The following is a 14,720-nucleotide window of genomic DNA, read 5'->3' as shown; positions in this document are numbered from 1 at the left end:
CTCCTCGGTCAGTCGTCCTGCGCAGACGTGGTGTGCGGTGAGCCTGTGGTGGCGGACCGCCGGTCAGCCGACGCGGTGCCGGTCGATCGTCACGGCCATGCCCGCCACGGTCGGGTTCTCGTAGAGCTCCTGCGTGCTGACCCGGACGCCGAGCTTCCGGTCGGTCAGCGCGAGCAGCCGGGTGGCCCGCAGCGAGTTGCCGCCGAGCTCGAAGAAGGACTCGTCCCGGCCCACCTGTGCGCGGCCCAGGGCCTCGGCCCAGACGTGGGCGAGCCGGATCTCCAGTTCGGTCTCGGGCGGGCTGTGGCGGCGGCCCGGCCTGCGGGGCGCCGTGTCCCGCAGCAGTTGGGCCGTGTCCACGGCGCCGAAGGGGTCCCGCGGGATGCGGGGCACCTCGGCGACGCGCACGGGCACCGGGCAGTCCGTCGCGCACGCGGCGACGGCGGTGCGGACGTCGTCGCCGGCGCCGTCCTCGGCGACGTAGGCGATCAGGAGCTCGCTGACCCGCAGCTGCCGGGCGGCGAGTTCCTCGACGATGTGCGGGTTGTCCGCGTCGAGGCCGATGACCAGGTACGGGTCGGGCAGGGCCAGCGCGTCGAGGAACAGCCTGAGGCCGGTCTCCGGGTCGATCGCCCGGAAGCCGCGGTTCTCGGCCGCGGCCGTCGACTGGCCGCGGTTCATGCCGACCCCGGTCCACAGGGACCAGGCCAGACAGTGCACCGGCCGCCGGCGCTCGTGGTGCCAGTGGTCGGTGAAGCCGGTCAGGAAGCTGTTGGCGGCGGAGTAGGCGCCGAAGGAGTGGCCGCCGAACTCGCCGTTGACCGAGCCGAACAGCACGAGCGACGCCTGCGGCCGGGTCTCCAGGGCCCGGGCTATGGCCAGCGTCCCGGTGACCTTGGCACGGTACTGCTCCGCGTAGGTCTCGGCGCTCTCGCGGGCGATGGTGTGCCGCTCCAGGTCGGCCCACTGCCCGGTCGGGTCGGCGGCCGCCAGGTGCAGAACGCCGTCCAGTGGCCGGCCCCAGCGCTCCTCCGCCGCCCCGATCGCCTTCTCCAGCGCGTCCGCGTCGGCGACGTCCACCTGCTCGTAGACGACGGAGCCGGCCGGCCCGAGCGCGCGCAGTTCGGCGAGCCGGGCGGCCCTGGCGCCGTCGGCGGGTGAGCGGCCCACCAGCAGCAGGCGGACGCCGTACGAAGCGATCAGACAGGCGGCGATGTCGTGGGCGATGCCGCCGAGTCCGCCCGTGACCAGGTAGAGCCCGCCCGCGGTCACCGGCGGGCCGGTGAGCCCCGCGTTCTCCCGGACCACGGGGGCGAGCCTCGGCTGCAGGCGCCCCTCGGCGCGTGCGGCGACGATGCCCGTACGGCCGGGGTCGCCGAGTTCGGCGCGCAGGGCGGGCGCCCAGCCGGCGGTGTCGGCCGGCAGGTCGAGCAGGCGCACGGGCAGCGGAGCGGCCTCGCCGACGGCGGTGCGCACCAGGCCGGTCAGGGCGCAGACACCCAGGTCGATCCGGTCTCCGTCGTGGACGCGCACGGCGCCCCGGGTGACCACGAGCAGCTGCGGCCGGCCGAACTCGCCGTCGGCGAGCGCCGCGACGAGCGCGGTCAGCTCCGCGGTGGCGGTGGCCAGTCGCTCCTCGGGCTCGCCCGTGAGCGACAGCGGCAGCGCGAACACGACGGAGGCGAGGCCGCCGTGCAGGGCGGTCACGGTCGACAGCAGGCGACGCAGTGCCCCGCGGTCCGCCGCCGGGACGCGGAAGCGGTACGGCGACTGCTCGGTGAACTCCTCGCCCCTGCGGGCGGTGACAGCCGTCACGTCGATGCCGAGGCGGTCGGCGTCCTCGTCGGCGGCGAGCACCAGGCACACCCCGGGGGCCCCCGCCGGGCGCGCCTGAGCGGCCCCGGTCCCCGGCTCGGGCTCGTCGAGCCGCGCCCACTGCCGTGCGAAGAGCCAGGTGTCCTCCTGCGGCTCCTCGTCGTCCGCGGGGGCGGACACCCGGTCGGCGAAGGCGCCGGCCTTGAACCGGGCGACCAGCGCGGGCCGTTGGATCTTGCCGTTCGCGGTCTTCGGGAACTCCGCCTCGGTGACCGGGACGATCAGGTCCGGTGCGACCCCCGACTCGCGGACGAGGACGGCGCGCACCTGTTCGCCGGTGCGGGCCAGCGCGGCGGCGTCCCAGCTCTTCGGTACGTAGAACACGACCAGCTGGTCGGTCGAGGCACCGGGCTCGCGCACGCCGACCGCCGCCGAGAAGGTGACCCGTACGCCGTCGACGCGCTCGACGACGCTCTCCAGCTCGTGCGCCATGTAGTTGGTGCCGCGGACGATGATCTGGTCCTTCTTGCGGCCCGCGATGACGACCTCGCCGTCATGGACGAAGGCCAGGTCCCCGGTGCGGAACCAGCCCTGCTCGTCGAACCCCTCCCGGTTGGCCTCCTCGTTGCGGAAGTAGCCGGCCATGATCGTGGGTCCGGTGATGCGCAGCTCGCCCATGCGGCCCTCGGGCAGGACCCGCCCGGCGTCGTCGACGACGCGCAGACGCACCCCGGGGATCGGGCGGCCGACCCGGGTCAGGACGACGGCGTCCTGGTCCGCGGGGTCGAGGTGGCGGATGGTGCCACCGAGCGAGGCCGGGTCGATGGCGACGGTGCCCGCGGTGTGGTCCTCGCGGCTCTGGCGGGTGTAGGTGACGCCCGAGCAGGTCTCGGACATGCCCCAGCAGGGGACCATCGCGTCGGCGGGCAGCCCGTGCGGAGCGAGGAGTTCCAGAAACCGCCTGCTGGTCGCCGCGACCACCGGCTCGCCGGCGTTGACGACGTCCCGCAGGCGGGACAGGTCCCAGGAGCGTGCGGCTATCTCCGCGGCCCGCTCGCTCACCAGCGCCATGGCGAAGTTGGGCGCCCAGGTGTTGGTGACGCGGTAGCGGTCGGCCCAGTCGAGCCACAGCAGCGGGTCGGACAGGAAGTGGTCGATCTTGGCGTTGACGTGCAGGCACTGCAGGAACACGTCACGCACGTTGTAGTAGACGACCGTGACGTGGTCGAACGGCATCCAGATGAGGCTGATGTCCTCGGCGGTCAGGCCGCAGTGCCCGATGACGGCGTAGGTCCGGGACACCACGCTGGAGTTGGTGTGCTGCACGCACTTGGGCACCCCGGTGCTGCCCGAGGTGAGCAGGTTCAGCACCGGCGAGTCGGGGGCCGCAGGGAACCACGCGATGTCGGCCTCGTGCCGGGCGAGTTCCTCGACGGTCAGGATGCGCACGTCCGGCTCGTCCCACAGCGCCCGCACCCCGGCCAGGGCGGTCTCGGTGGCCGCGTCGGTGACCAGGACCGGCCGGTCGAGCAGCTGCCAGGCGCCACGCAGCTTGCGGTTGGCCTCGTTCTCCGATGTGTACGTCGTGGCCACGGCCACCGGGGTCGGCACGAACCCGCCGAGCACACAGGCCCAGAAGGCGGTGAGATAGCCGCGGTTGGAGCCGAAGACGAACAGGGCGGCGTCCCCGGGCCGAAGGCCCGCGGCGCGCAGCCCGCCGAGCACGTGCTGGGCCTCGTCGAGCAGCTCGGCGTAGGTCTGCAGGACGTCGTCGTTGCCCTCGGTGATGTACACCGTGCCCTTGTCGGCGGCCTGTTCGGCGGCACGGCGCAGCCCCTCCTGCAGCGTGCGGGGAGCGTCGCCGGGCAGGTGCACGTCGCCGCCGTACAGGTCGGCCGCGGGCAGGCCCGCCTGGGCGAACGGACACTCCGCGGCGGGCGCGGCGGCCTGCTCGGTCGGGGCCGGGCGCGGTCGTGCGGCCGCCCGTACGCCCTTGCGGGCGACGGCGGCCACGTCGTGGACGCCGGGTACGGCCCCGACCGCCTCGGTCAGGGACCGCAGCACGTCCTGGTTCAGCGGGTCCACGGCGCTCATGCGGTCCTCCCGGCCGCCGCGGGGGCGGGCATCCGGCCGACGATGAGGGAGACCACCGGGGCGGGGTCCTCGATGAAGTAGAAGTGGCCGCCGGGGTAGAACTCGGCGGTGAACGCGCCGGTGGTCTGCTCCCGCCACCGCGTGACCTCGGCGCGCGGTGCCCGCGGGTCCGCGTCGCCGCACAGCGCGGTGATCGGGATGTCGAGCGGGGTGCCCGGCTCCAGGCGGTGCCGCTCCCAGAGCGTGAAGTCGGCCCGCAGGACCCAGAGCATGGCCTCCATGGCGTCCTCGTCCTCGACGAGTTCCTCGTCGACTCCGCCCAGCGCGAGGATCTCGGCGTAGAAGTCCTCGTCGGACAGCTGGTGCAGCTGCCGTACCGCGGAGGCGCCCGGTGCGGGCTGCGCGGACAGGAACAGCTGCTCGGGCCCCCGCGCACCGCGGTCGCGCAGCGCGCGGGCCAGTTCGAAGGCGAGCGTGGCGCCCCCGGAGTGCCCGAAGAACGCGAACGGCAGGTCGAAGACGGGTCGCAGCGCATGGGTGAGCACGTTCACGAGCGGGCCGACCTCGGTGAACGGGTCCTCGGCGATCCGGTTCTGCCGCCCCGGCAGCTGCACGGCGACCAGCTCCGTGTCGGCCGGCAGCAGCGCGGCCCAGTCGGCATAGGCGGCCGCGCCGGCCCCCGCGTGCGGGAAACAGATCAGCCGCCGGGTGACTCCCGGCCGTTTGGCGCGCCATATGTACGGGCTTTCGGGGGCCAGTTCCTGGATTTCCAAAGGAATCATCTGCGGGTTACTCCTCGCACGGTTTTCTTGTACGGGAAACCGGCTATACGGGAACCGGCTGTACGGGAAGTCGACCTGGAAGACCGGTCCGCGGAAAACACGCAGACATTCCTGGAATCCACCCCCGTATGACGACCCATACCTTCCGCCCTGCGCGGCGCCGGAGTCAAGCAACTTCAAGTACCGCACGGAACAGTTGGGTTCCGGCCACGGCAGGTGCTGTCCTGGCGACAGGACAGCCCTATAAGAGAACTCCGACCAACTCCCGTACAGTTCTGAGGACAGGGGTTTCGATGGAATACGGCATTCTGGGTCCCGTACGGGTACGGGACGGCGCGACGGACATCGTGCTGGACGGGGCGAAGCAGCGCACCGTGCTGGCGGCCCTGCTGCTGGCCGAGGGATCGGTCGTCGCCGACACCGGGCTCAGCTGGTTCCTGTGGGGCGACCGGCCGCCCGCCACCCTCACCGCGCAGCTCTACAACCACGTCTCCCGGGTGCGCCGCGCGCTCGGCCCCGAGGCCCGCATCGCCCGCCGCGCGCACGGCTACGAGATGCACACCGAGGCCGCCCGCGTCGACGTCCTTCAGTTCCGGGAGCTGGCCGGCCGGGGCAAGGCCGCGCTCGCCGACGGGAAGTACCAGGAGGCCTCCGACCTGCTGCGGGCCGCGCTCGTCCTGTGGCGCGGGCCCGCGCTCGCGGGCGTCTGTGAGCAGCTGGCCGCCGCCGAGGGACCGCCGCTGGAGGAGGCCCGCACCACCGCCCTGGCCGGCCGGATCGAGGCCGACCTCGCGCTGGGCCGGCATCCGCGGCTGCTGCCCGAGCTGACCCGGCTGGTCACCCGGCACCCCCTGCATGAACGTTTCCGCGCCCAGCTGATGACGGCGCTCTACCGCTGCGACCGGCAGGGCGAGGCGCTGGCCGTCTACGACCGGGGCAGGCAGTTGCTCGCCCGTGAGATCGGCGTCGAACCCGGCCCGCTGCTGCGCGGCGTCCACCACGCCGTCCTCACCGCCGACCCTCGCCTCTACGCGCCCCCCGCCCCTGACGAAGCCCCCGCCGAGCGGCGCCGGGATCCGGCCTGAAGGCCCCAGGAGCCCGGGTCAGGCACTGATCCGCCTCAGATAGTCGTACTGGGTGGGCAGCGTCTCGACCAGCCCTTGTGCCGTCCGCCGCACCGCCGCGAACTCCGCGCGCGCGACCGCGTCGTCGGCGAGGACCACGGCGGTCGGGGGCCGCACCTCGATGGCCCCCGTGCCGAGCAGCACGGTGGCGTACGCGTGCGCGGGCACCCCCTGCTGGTACGGCGGCAGGTGCTCGGCCCCGGGCAGCCGCACCCGCCAGTGCTCGATGCGCTCGGCCAGCCCGTCCGGCACCGGCCGGGTCTTGGCGTCCCGCCAGTACTGCGTGTGGTCGCGCGCCGTGCCCTGGTAGAGGAGGGTGAGGAACTCCCGGGCACCGTCCAGCTCCTGGGCGACGGCCGTGTTGTAGCCCTCCCTCAGCCGCGGGTGCCAGTCGGCGCCCGGGAAGTGCCGCACCAGTTGTTCCAGCGCGTGGTGGGTGAAGGACACCTGCGTCGTCTGCAGCGGCTCCACCCGCCCGGCGGCCCCCGCGACGGCGACGCAGTTGTGCCGCCACGCCGTCAGGCTGCGCCCGGTGGCCAGCGGAGCGTGGACGGCCTCGGTGCCGGCCGCCTCCGGCCCGGCGAACTCGCGCAGCGTGCGTTCGGCCTCCTCGGGCGTGCAGTACTCCTGGGCGTACACGTAACCGGTGCCGATCCGGCTGCGCAGCGGAACGGTCCGTATCCAGCCCGCCGCCTGCGCGGTGACGGTCGTGTAGGGCGGGATGCCGTGTGCCTTCATGTCCGCGGGCACATCGAGCGCGACCACGGCGTCGCCGGGCAGCGAGTTCCGGTACGACAGCCAGGGGACCTTGAGCGCCTGGCGCAGCAGCAGCCCCGCCGTGCCGGTGCAGTCCACGAACAGGTCTCCGTGGACGGCCCCGTGCCGCGCGGTCACCACGTGGTCGATCCAGCCGCGCGCATCCAGCCGCACGTCCACGACCTCGTCCGTCAGGCGGCGTACGCCACGCTCCACCGCGTAACCGGCGAGGTACCCGGCCAGCGCCTCGCCCTTGAAGTGATAGCCGTAGGGACCCGTCGCCGGCGCGGTACCGGGCAGGGCCGAGTGGGACGCACGCGGGCTGCGCCCGGCGTCGCACAGCCACGCGGCGACGAAGCAGTCCCGGTCGAAGCGTCCGCTCGGACCGTTGTGCAACCACCACTCGGTCAGCGGGAACCCGCCGGCCTCCCGGGCTCCCTCGAAGGGGAGGTAGAAGTAGTGGTCGGGGCGGCTGAAGTCCTGGAAGCGGACGGCCAGTTTGTACGTGGCCTCGCAGGCCGCCATCCAGTCCTCCTCCGCGAGGCCGAGGACCTCGAAGAAGCGCCCCAGATCCCCCAGGCTCGCCTCGTCCTCCTCCACGGCCTCGGCCGCGCCGGGGTCGAGGAGGGTGACCGAGACCCGGTCGCCGAAGGCGGCTTTCAGATACGAGGCGGCCATCCAGCCTGCGACTCCGCCACCGACGATCACGACATTGTCCGGGTTCCGCGCACTCACGCCAGCACCTCAATTCCTGTGTTCACTTGTGAACCTGTCCGGTCTCTTTCCGTCCCGCCCGGCCACTCTCGCAGCCGGATCTATACGACCTCTATATCCGGGCCGACTTCCATGGTTTCTCTGACCAGGTACGGGGGTTCAGGAGATGCCGTCCACCGTGTTCTGTCCCGGCGACAGGACAACACCGGCACCCATCGCCCGGGCTGGCCAAGAAAAGGGTGAAGTGGCGATGATGAGACGCCCCCTCCTCCGCCTTCTGCGATTCTTCTGCGGCTCACGGGCGAATTACCCCAACGAAAGGGCTCACCGATGCACGGCACCCAACTCGATGTGCGGGCCTATCAGACGGCAGAGCGGCTGCTGCGGCACCACCGCAAGGAACTCGTCCTCGGCGACCGGGTCACCCCGCGCTGGCTCGAGGGCGGCGCGCGCTTCTTGTACTCCGTCTCCACGGGCAGGGGGAAGCGGTTCGTCCTCGTCGACGTGAAGGCAGGCACCCGGCAGGACGCCTTCGACCACGAGCGGCTGGCGCGGGCGCTGGCACAGGCGTCGGGGCAGAGCGTGGACGCGGCCGCGCTGCCCTTCCCCGTGATCCAGCCCGGTGACGGGGAAGTGGAGTTCGACGCGTTCGGCGAGCACTGGCGGTGCCGCCTGGCCGACTACACCTGCGAGCGGACCGCGGGACAGGCGCCGGGCAACCCGCTGGAGGTGGTCTCCCCGGACGGCCGGCACGCGGTGTACCGCGCCGGGCACGACCTGCGCGTCCGCACACTGGACGGCACCCGCGACTGGGCGCTCACCTCCGACGGCACCGAGGACCGGGACTACGCCGCCAACCCGGACTACCTCATGTACTCCACCCTGCTCGGCAAGATCGGGCTGCCCCATCTGCCGCCCGCCGTGGCCTGGTCGCCGGACGGCACCCGGCTGCTGACCCACCGCACGGACCAGCGGGGCGTGCGGCGCACGCACCTGCTGCGCGCGGCCCCCGCCGACGGCCAGGAACCCTCCTTGCTCTCCCCGCGCTACGCGGTCGCCGGCGACGAGCACATACCGAGGGCCGAGTTCGTCGTGATCGACATCGAGACCGGCACAGTCACCCGAGCGCAGGGCGAGCCGGTGGGCATGTCGACGATGTCGCCGATCTTCCAGAAGTGGGCCTGGTGGGCCGCGGACGGCTCGGCCGCCTACTACCTCAGCCGCAGCCGTGACGCCCGCACCCTGAGCCTGCACCGGCTCGACCCGGCCTCCGGCGAGGTGAGCGTCGTCCTGACGGAGTCCGGCCGGACCCGGGTGGAGCCCGCACAGCAGCAGCTGCAGCCGCCCGCGGTCAGGGTCCTGACCGGCGGCAAGGAGGTGCTCTGGTACTCCCAGCGCGACGGCCAGGGCCATCTGTACCTGCACGCCGCGCACTCCGGCGAGCTGATCGTCCCGGTGACGTCCGGAACCTGGTCGGTGCAGGAGATCCTGCACCTCGACGAGGACGAGCGGGTCGTCTACTTCACCGTCGCCGGTCTGGTGAAGGAGGACCCGTACCGGCGCACGGTGTGTGCGGCGAACCTGGACGGTTCGGGTTTCGTCCGGCTCACCGACGACGGTCTCGACCATGTCGTCACCCTCGCGCCGAACGCCGAGTACTTCATCGACTCCGCCTCCACCACCGGCACCGCACCGGTGATCACGGTGCGGGACTGGGCGGGCAAGGTGCTGGTCGAGCTCGAAGAAGCCGACATCTCCCGTCTCCTGGAGACCGGCTGGCAGGCGCCCGAGCGGTTCAAGGTCCGCTCGGCCGACGGCACGACCGACATCCACGGGCTGCTGTACCTCCCGCACGGCTTCGACCCCGCCGAGCGCTACCCGGTCGTCGACACCCCGTACGGCCTGCCCACGGCGCCCCGTGTGAGCCCCTCCTTCGACCCCGGTCACTACGGCTACGACGCGGAGGCGCTCGCCGCCCTCGGATTCGTCGTCATCGCCGTGGACGGCCAGGGCTCCCCCGGCCGCGACAAGGCCTTCCACGACGCCTCCTACGGCAACCTGGGCGACGCCTGCGGCCTCGGCGACCACGTCGCGGCGCTGCGCGAACTGGCCACCACCCGGCCGTGGATGGACCTGGACCGGGTGGGCGTCACCGGCATGTCCTCGGGCGGATACGCCGCCGTGCGCGCGCTGCTGAAGTACCCGGACGTCTTCAAGGTGGGCGTCGCCGAGTCCGGCATGCACGACTTCCGGTACCTGGAGCCGGTCCTCGGCGAGGCCTACCACGGGCCGTTCGACGCGGCGACCTACGCCCAGCTGTCCAACGCCGAGCACGCGGACCGCCTCCAGGGCAAGCTGCTGCTCGTCCACGGCGGCCTCGACGACCGGGTGCCCCCGCAGGTGACGCTGCGGCTCGCCGAGCGCCTGATCGCCCACGGCAAGGACTTCGACCTGCTCCTCGTCCCCGACGCCGACCACATCTACTTCGGCTACGAGCACTACGTCACCCAGCGCCGCTGGGACTTCCTGGTCCGCAACCTCCTCGGCGCCGAACCCCCCACGGGCTTCCGCCTCCCGCCGGTCCCGGTCGACATGGAGGCCCTGGCCGACCTCTTCGGCTGACCCGCCGCCACACCCCGCAGCACCCAGGTGCCCGTGCCCGGACTCACCTCCGGCCACGGGCACCTGCTGCTTTCGCCCTTCGGCCCGCCCGGCGTCCTTCATCCCCACCCGTCCGGGGTTCGTCCTTTCAGCCCGTCCGGCGTTTGAGGACGAGGCCGTTCAGGCCGAAGCGGGGTCCGGGGGCGCCAGCCCTCAGGGGCATTTCGCGGCAGCCCCCGGCAGGGACGAGCCGGCCGTCCTAGCCGACCACCGCCCCCAGCGCCTCCTCGGCCCGCCGCTCCCACCCCGCCGCCCCCACGGCGGCAAAGCTCTCCCGCGCGGTGCGCAGAATCGCACGGGCCGCCTCGTTGCGCCCCAGCCGTCGGTTCACCTCGCCGAGGACCAGACCGACCCGGCCGGCCACCAGCCGGCTGCGGCAGTCGTCCGCGATCTCCAGCGCGTCCGTCAGCGTCGCCTCGGCCAGCTGTGTGTCCCCCTGGGCGAGGCGGGTCTCCCCCAGTCCCAGCAGTGCGTAGGCGAGGCCGATCATGTCCGCCTTCTCCTTGACGATCCGCACCGCCCGCAGGAACGACTCCTCGGCCGCCGCCAGCTCCCCCTCGGCGAGCCGGACCAGCCCCAGCCGGTACAGCGCCTGGGCCAGATTGCGGGTGTCGGGCCCATTGCTCTCCTCCAGCTGCACGGCGCTCAGAGCGAACGTGAGCGCCGAGTCCACGTTCCCCCGGTCGAGTTCGCTCTCCGCCATGTTGTGCAGGGTGTGCACCTCACCGGTTCGGTTGCCCACCTGCCGGAACAGGGGCAGCGCCTCAGTGAACCGCGCCACCGCGCTGTCCGAGTCGCCACGCATACGGTCGCCCTGGCCGAGCGAGCGCAGGGCCATCGCCCGCCCGTGGTCCTCCCCGGCCTCCGTGTAGAAGTGCAGTGCCTTCTCGAGATACGAGGCGGCGCTCTCCAGCCGGCTGTAGATCAGCTCCAGGGCCCCCAGACCGAACAGCATCGCCCCCTGACCGCGCAGATCGCCCACGGCACGGGCCGCCTCCAGGGCCACCTCGCAGCAGGCCCGCCAGTCCTCGGTGTAGCTGCGGGTGCCGAAGAAGGCCGACGCACACACCGTCAGGTCCCAGGCCAGTTCGGCCTCGCCCGCTCTGGCGGCCTGCCGCACCGAGGCCACCAGCGCCAGCCGCTCCGCCTCGTACCACGCCAGGGGGACGGTGAGCAGCTCGTCCATGAGGAAGGAGTCGATCCGCCTGCGCTGGACGGTGCTGTGCACCCCGGTGCCATGGCCGCCGTGCTCACGCCGGTCGGCCTCCTCCGCGATGGTCAGGAAGGTGCGCAGGAACCGGGTGGTCGCGGCGAGCCGGTCCGGTTCCGTCTCCTCCTGCCGGGCGCGCTCGGCCGCGTAGAGGCGCACGAGCGTGTGGAAGCGGTACCGCAGCTGTCCGGTGGCGTCCACGCTGACGACTTCCAGGAACTGGGCGTCGACGAGGTCCTCGACGATCCGCTCCGCGTCGAGGACCTCCTTGTTGAGCACCGCGGCGGCGGCCCAGGCCGTGAAGTCCGGTACGTCCAGCAGCCCGAGCCTGCGCAGCAGCCGCGCCGGCTCCTCGTCCAGATAGCGGTAGCTGAGCGCGAGGCTGGCCCGCACCCGCGACTCGCCCTGGCTGAGCTCGTCCAGCCTGCGCCGCTCATCCGTCAGCCGGTTCACCAGGTAGCGCACCGTCCAGTGCGGCTTGGAGGCGAGCCGCGCCGCGGCGATCCTCAGCGCCAGCGGCAGCCGGTCGCACAGCTCGACCAGACGGGCGGCGTCCGCGCGGGCGGGCGCGATCCTGGCCTTGCCGACGATCGCGGTGAGCAGTTCGATGCCCTCGTCCTCGGAGAGCAGGCCCAGGTGCACCCGGGCCCGGGAAGGCCGGGCGACGAGTTCCTCCATCTGGTCCCGGCTGGTCACCAGGACACAGCAGTGACCACTGCCGGGCAGCAGCGGACGGACCTGCGCGTAGGTGCGGGCGTTGTCGAGGACGATGAGGACGCGGCGGTCCGCGAGCAGACTGCGGTAGAGCGCGACGCGCTCCTCCAGATCGTCGGGGACCTGCTCGCCGGGCACTCCGAGGGAGCGCAGGAACCGGCTGAGTATCTCGTGGGCCCGGACGGGTTCCCGGTGTTCGTCGTAGCCGCACAGGTCGGCGAAGAGCTGGCCGCCGGGGAAGTGCTCGGCGGCGCGGAAGGCCCAGCGTATGGCGAGACCGCTCTTACCGATGCCGGCGGCGCCGGTGATCAGACCGACCGTGGTGGTGGCCTGGCCCTGGGCGTCGTCGCTCAGCAGGCTCTGAAGAGCGGCGAGTTCCTCGGTACGGCCGGTGAAGGCCGGTACCTCGGGCGGCAGTTCGGACGGGACGGCAGGCGCGACCGGTGCCGGCCGGTGCGACTCGGGCGACGCCGCGGCCGCCAGGGCCGGGTCGTCGCGCAGGATCGCGTCGTGCAGTTCGTTGAGGTCGGGCCCCGGCTCGATGCCGAGTTCCTCGATGAAGTGCTCGCGGGCCTCCCGGTAGGTCTCCATCGCGTCGGCGCGACGGCCCGAGCGGTACTGGGCGAGCATCAGATGGTGCCGGGTGCGTTCGCGCAGCTGGTGCTCGCGCACCATGGCGGCCAGTTCCGGGATGAGCTCCTGGTGCTGGCCGAGTTCCAGGCGTACGAGGGTGGAGTCGTCGTAGGCGTTGAGGCGGTGTTCCTCCAGGCGGGCCGCCTCGTCCTCGATCAGCTGCCCGTACACCCCGGCGAAGGCGGGTCCGCGCCACAGCTGCAGCGCCTGCGTGTAGAGCTGCGCCGCCTGGGGCAACTCTCCGTTTTTGGCGGCCTGTTCGGCCTCCCGGACGAGATCGGCGAAGTCGACGGAGTCGAACCGGGACCCCGCGGTGTGCAGCACGTATCCCGGATGCGCGGTGACGATGACGTCGTCGGTGACGTCCGCGGCCTTGAAGAGCTTGCGCAGCGCCGCGACACAGATAGCGACCTGGGTTCGCGCGGTGGGCGGCGGATTGCTGTTCCAGACGGCGTCCACCATGGTGTCCACGGGGACGACACGGCCGGGCGTGAGCAACAGCAGTGCGAGGATGGTCCGTTGACGGCCGCCGCCGATCGGGACGGTCGTCTCCCCCGCGGTCACCGCCAGGGGCCCCAAGACCTTGAAGCTGACGTGTGCGCCCACTCCGGCTCCCCCTTGTCGAAGTCCTGTTTTTCACGGACGACAACCAATGTAGGTCACCTGACGAGATGGTCCCTAGTGCGATGCACTGGCGGCATACGCAATCAACTTCCGTGCGGTGCTGATCGGTTAATTCTCGAACGCTCCGGCAAAGCGTGACTCGAGCCGCGGCCCTATGATATCGGCCCTTAATTCGGCGAGCGCGTCGGAGCGGAGGGTAAGGCAGGTGGGGGAAACGTTCTACCAGCCGATGGGGTCGCCCTGGGACCCGGCCGACACGACCGTGCCGCCGGCGGGGGCGGAGTGCGACGTGCCCCACCCGATCGGGTCGGCCAGCACCGAGGTCACGGCCTCCACCGGCGCCCCGACGGCCATGGCCACCGCGGGAGCGGCCACCACGAGGGTCGCGCCGGCGGTGAGCGCGAGGGCGAGGGACTTGACAGCGGCATTCAGCTTCTTCGTCATTGTCTTCGTTTCCTGTCTGTGTGGCGCTCAGGGGTTCTGAGCTGCGCTTCCTTGCGGCTGACAGAAAACTTAAAGACCGGTCTTTTCGGGCCGTTATCGGATCAGCTTCGCCCGCCGGGCGCGGCGATAACGACGGCGCGCGGAGGTTTTCCACCCCCCGAAGAGCGGAGGATTTCCGGCTACTGGAGCGGCTCGGCGAAACGAAGACTCGGTAGGGCGGCAGAAGCACTGCCGCCGTACGGAGGTGAAAACCCATGACACCGTTTCCAGCGCCCACGGCCACGCCCGTGTCCGCCGCCGGCACCGGTGCGCCGCGGCCGGTCGCCGAGTGCCGTATCTGGTCCCTGCCCCCGCTGCCCCGGCCGTCGTCCTGGTTCCATCTGCTCGACGGCACCGAGCTGCTTCGCACCTCGTCCTTCGCCCACGAGCTCGACCTGGCCCGCTTCGTCACCGGGCGGGTGCTCGCCAAGACGGCGCTGGCCCGTCTCCTGGGCACCGGCCCCCGGGCGATCCGGCTGCGCACGCGGTGCCCGGGGTGCGGCGGCCCGCACGGCAAACCGCAGGCGGTCGGTCTCGCCGAGGGATGGCAGCTGTCCATCTCCCACTCGGGCCGGCTCGTGGCGGTGGCTCTCGCCCTGGACACCCCACTGGGCCTGGACGTCGAACGCTACGAGCCCTGGCACGGCCCCGGCCTGCCGCCCGAGTACGAGCTGGTCCTCACGGCCGCCGAACGGGCCGCCGTCGAGCGGCTGCCCGCACAGCACCGCACCCGCGCCTGTCTGACCTACTGGGTGCGCAAGGAGGCCGTGCTGAAGGCCACCGGAGAAGGGCTCGACACCCCCATGACGGACTTCACGCTCTCCGGGCCCGGCGAGCGGCCCGCCCTTCTCGGATGGCACGGTCCCCGGCCCGGCCGCCCGGTTCCGGCGATCGCCGACGTGGAGCTGGACGAGGGCTATCACGCGGCCGTGGCCGCCCTCGACGTCCGTTCGGTCCGGCCGACCGTGCACAGCGGCACGGAACTGCTGCCCGAAACCACCGCTGAGCTGCTCGTTAACTCCCCGCGCTAGCCAGGAAGTTAAGAGGGTCGGCAACGATCGGCCACCGGGGCCCGCCCCTGCCTCAGCCCTTGAAGCCTCAACGCCCCTC

Annotated in this window: 8 protein-coding genes; 3 read left to right on the top strand and 5 right to left on the bottom strand. The window is 72.3% G+C overall.

All coding sequences use genetic code 11. From position 1 onward, the window contains the following. Positions 1 to 63: 63 nt before the first annotated feature. Together ACFY1U_RS18505 and ACFY1U_RS18500 are read right to left on the bottom strand one after the other, a co-directional pair. Entirely contained in the window at positions 64 to 3,909 is a 3,846-nt protein-coding gene (locus ACFY1U_RS18505; protein ID WP_390695139.1) for an SDR family NAD(P)-dependent oxidoreductase, read from the bottom strand. Further along, positions 3,906 to 4,691 carry a thioesterase II family protein gene (locus tag ACFY1U_RS18500; protein ID WP_390695138.1) on the bottom strand — a complete coding sequence of 262 codons (786 nt, stop codon included), beginning with the start codon at positions 4,689 to 4,691 and terminating at the stop codon, positions 3,906 to 3,908. The genes ACFY1U_RS18505 and ACFY1U_RS18500 overlap by 4 nt, the downstream gene beginning before the upstream one ends. Positions 4,692 to 4,984: 293 nt before the next feature. Between ACFY1U_RS18500 and ACFY1U_RS18495 the strand changes: the two genes are divergently transcribed. Further along, positions 4,985 to 5,776 carry a BTAD domain-containing putative transcriptional regulator gene (locus tag ACFY1U_RS18495; RefSeq protein WP_390695137.1) on the top strand — a complete coding sequence of 264 codons (792 nt, stop codon included), beginning with the start codon at positions 4,985 to 4,987 and terminating at the stop codon, positions 5,774 to 5,776. Between the two features lie 18 nt (positions 5,777 to 5,794). Here the strand turns inward: ACFY1U_RS18495 and ACFY1U_RS18490 are convergent, their stop codons facing one another. After that, positions 5,795 to 7,306: a tryptophan 7-halogenase gene (locus ACFY1U_RS18490; RefSeq protein ID WP_390695136.1), complete on the bottom strand. Its 1,512-nt coding sequence runs from the start codon at positions 7,304 to 7,306 to the stop codon at positions 5,795 to 5,797. A gap of 309 nt (positions 7,307 to 7,615) precedes the next feature. On the opposite strand from ACFY1U_RS18490, the gene ACFY1U_RS18485 reads away from it, so the two are divergent. After that, the gene (locus ACFY1U_RS18485; RefSeq protein WP_390695135.1) at positions 7,616 to 9,907 is read left to right on the top strand and encodes a DPP IV N-terminal domain-containing protein; all 2,292 of its coding nucleotides are present in this window, start codon (positions 7,616 to 7,618) and stop codon (positions 9,905 to 9,907) included. 238 nt (positions 9,908 to 10,145) lie between these two features. On the opposite strand, the gene ACFY1U_RS18480 is transcribed toward ACFY1U_RS18485, so the two are convergent. After that, positions 10,146 to 13,109: a BTAD domain-containing putative transcriptional regulator gene (locus tag ACFY1U_RS18480; RefSeq protein WP_390695134.1), complete on the bottom strand. Its 2,964-nt coding sequence runs from the start codon at positions 13,107 to 13,109 to the stop codon at positions 10,146 to 10,148. Positions 13,110 to 13,346: 237 nt separating this feature from the next. Next, positions 13,347 to 13,571, bottom strand: coding sequence for a hypothetical protein (locus ACFY1U_RS18475; RefSeq protein WP_390695133.1), 225 nt, complete (start codon positions 13,569 to 13,571; stop codon positions 13,347 to 13,349). A gap of 254 nt (positions 13,572 to 13,825) precedes the next feature. Between ACFY1U_RS18475 and ACFY1U_RS18470 the strand changes: the two genes are divergently transcribed. Beyond that, positions 13,826 to 14,641 carry a 4'-phosphopantetheinyl transferase family protein gene (locus ACFY1U_RS18470; RefSeq protein ID WP_390695132.1) on the top strand — a complete coding sequence of 272 codons (816 nt, stop codon included), beginning with the start codon at positions 13,826 to 13,828 and terminating at the stop codon, positions 14,639 to 14,641. Positions 14,642 to 14,720 lie beyond the last annotated feature (79 nt).

Source organism: Streptomyces sp. NPDC001351 (assembly GCF_042896045.1).
Lineage (GTDB): Bacteria > Actinomycetota > Actinomycetes > Streptomycetales > Streptomycetaceae > Streptomyces.
Note: the sequence above shows the minus strand (reverse complement) of the source record. Positions and strands in the feature narration are given on the sequence as shown.

What these genes read in the sequence shown, in the direction of transcription:
- ACFY1U_RS18505 (WP_390695139.1), bottom strand. Translation starts at nt 3,909, where the DNA reads ATGAGCGCCGTGGACCCGCTGAACCAGGACGTGCTGCGGTCCCTGACC.
- ACFY1U_RS18500 (WP_390695138.1), bottom strand. Translation starts at nt 4,691, where the DNA reads ATGATTCCTTTGGAAATCCAGGAACTGGCCCCCGAAAGCCCGTACATA.
- ACFY1U_RS18495 (WP_390695137.1), top strand. Translation starts at nt 4,985, where the DNA reads ATGGAATACGGCATTCTGGGTCCCGTACGGGTACGGGACGGCGCGACG.
- ACFY1U_RS18485 (WP_390695135.1), top strand. Translation starts at nt 7,616, where the DNA reads ATGCACGGCACCCAACTCGATGTGCGGGCCTATCAGACGGCAGAGCGG.
- ACFY1U_RS18475 (WP_390695133.1), bottom strand. Translation starts at nt 13,571, where the DNA reads ATGACGAAGAAGCTGAATGCCGCTGTCAAGTCCCTCGCCCTCGCGCTC.
- ACFY1U_RS18470 (WP_390695132.1), top strand. Translation starts at nt 13,826, where the DNA reads ATGACACCGTTTCCAGCGCCCACGGCCACGCCCGTGTCCGCCGCCGGC.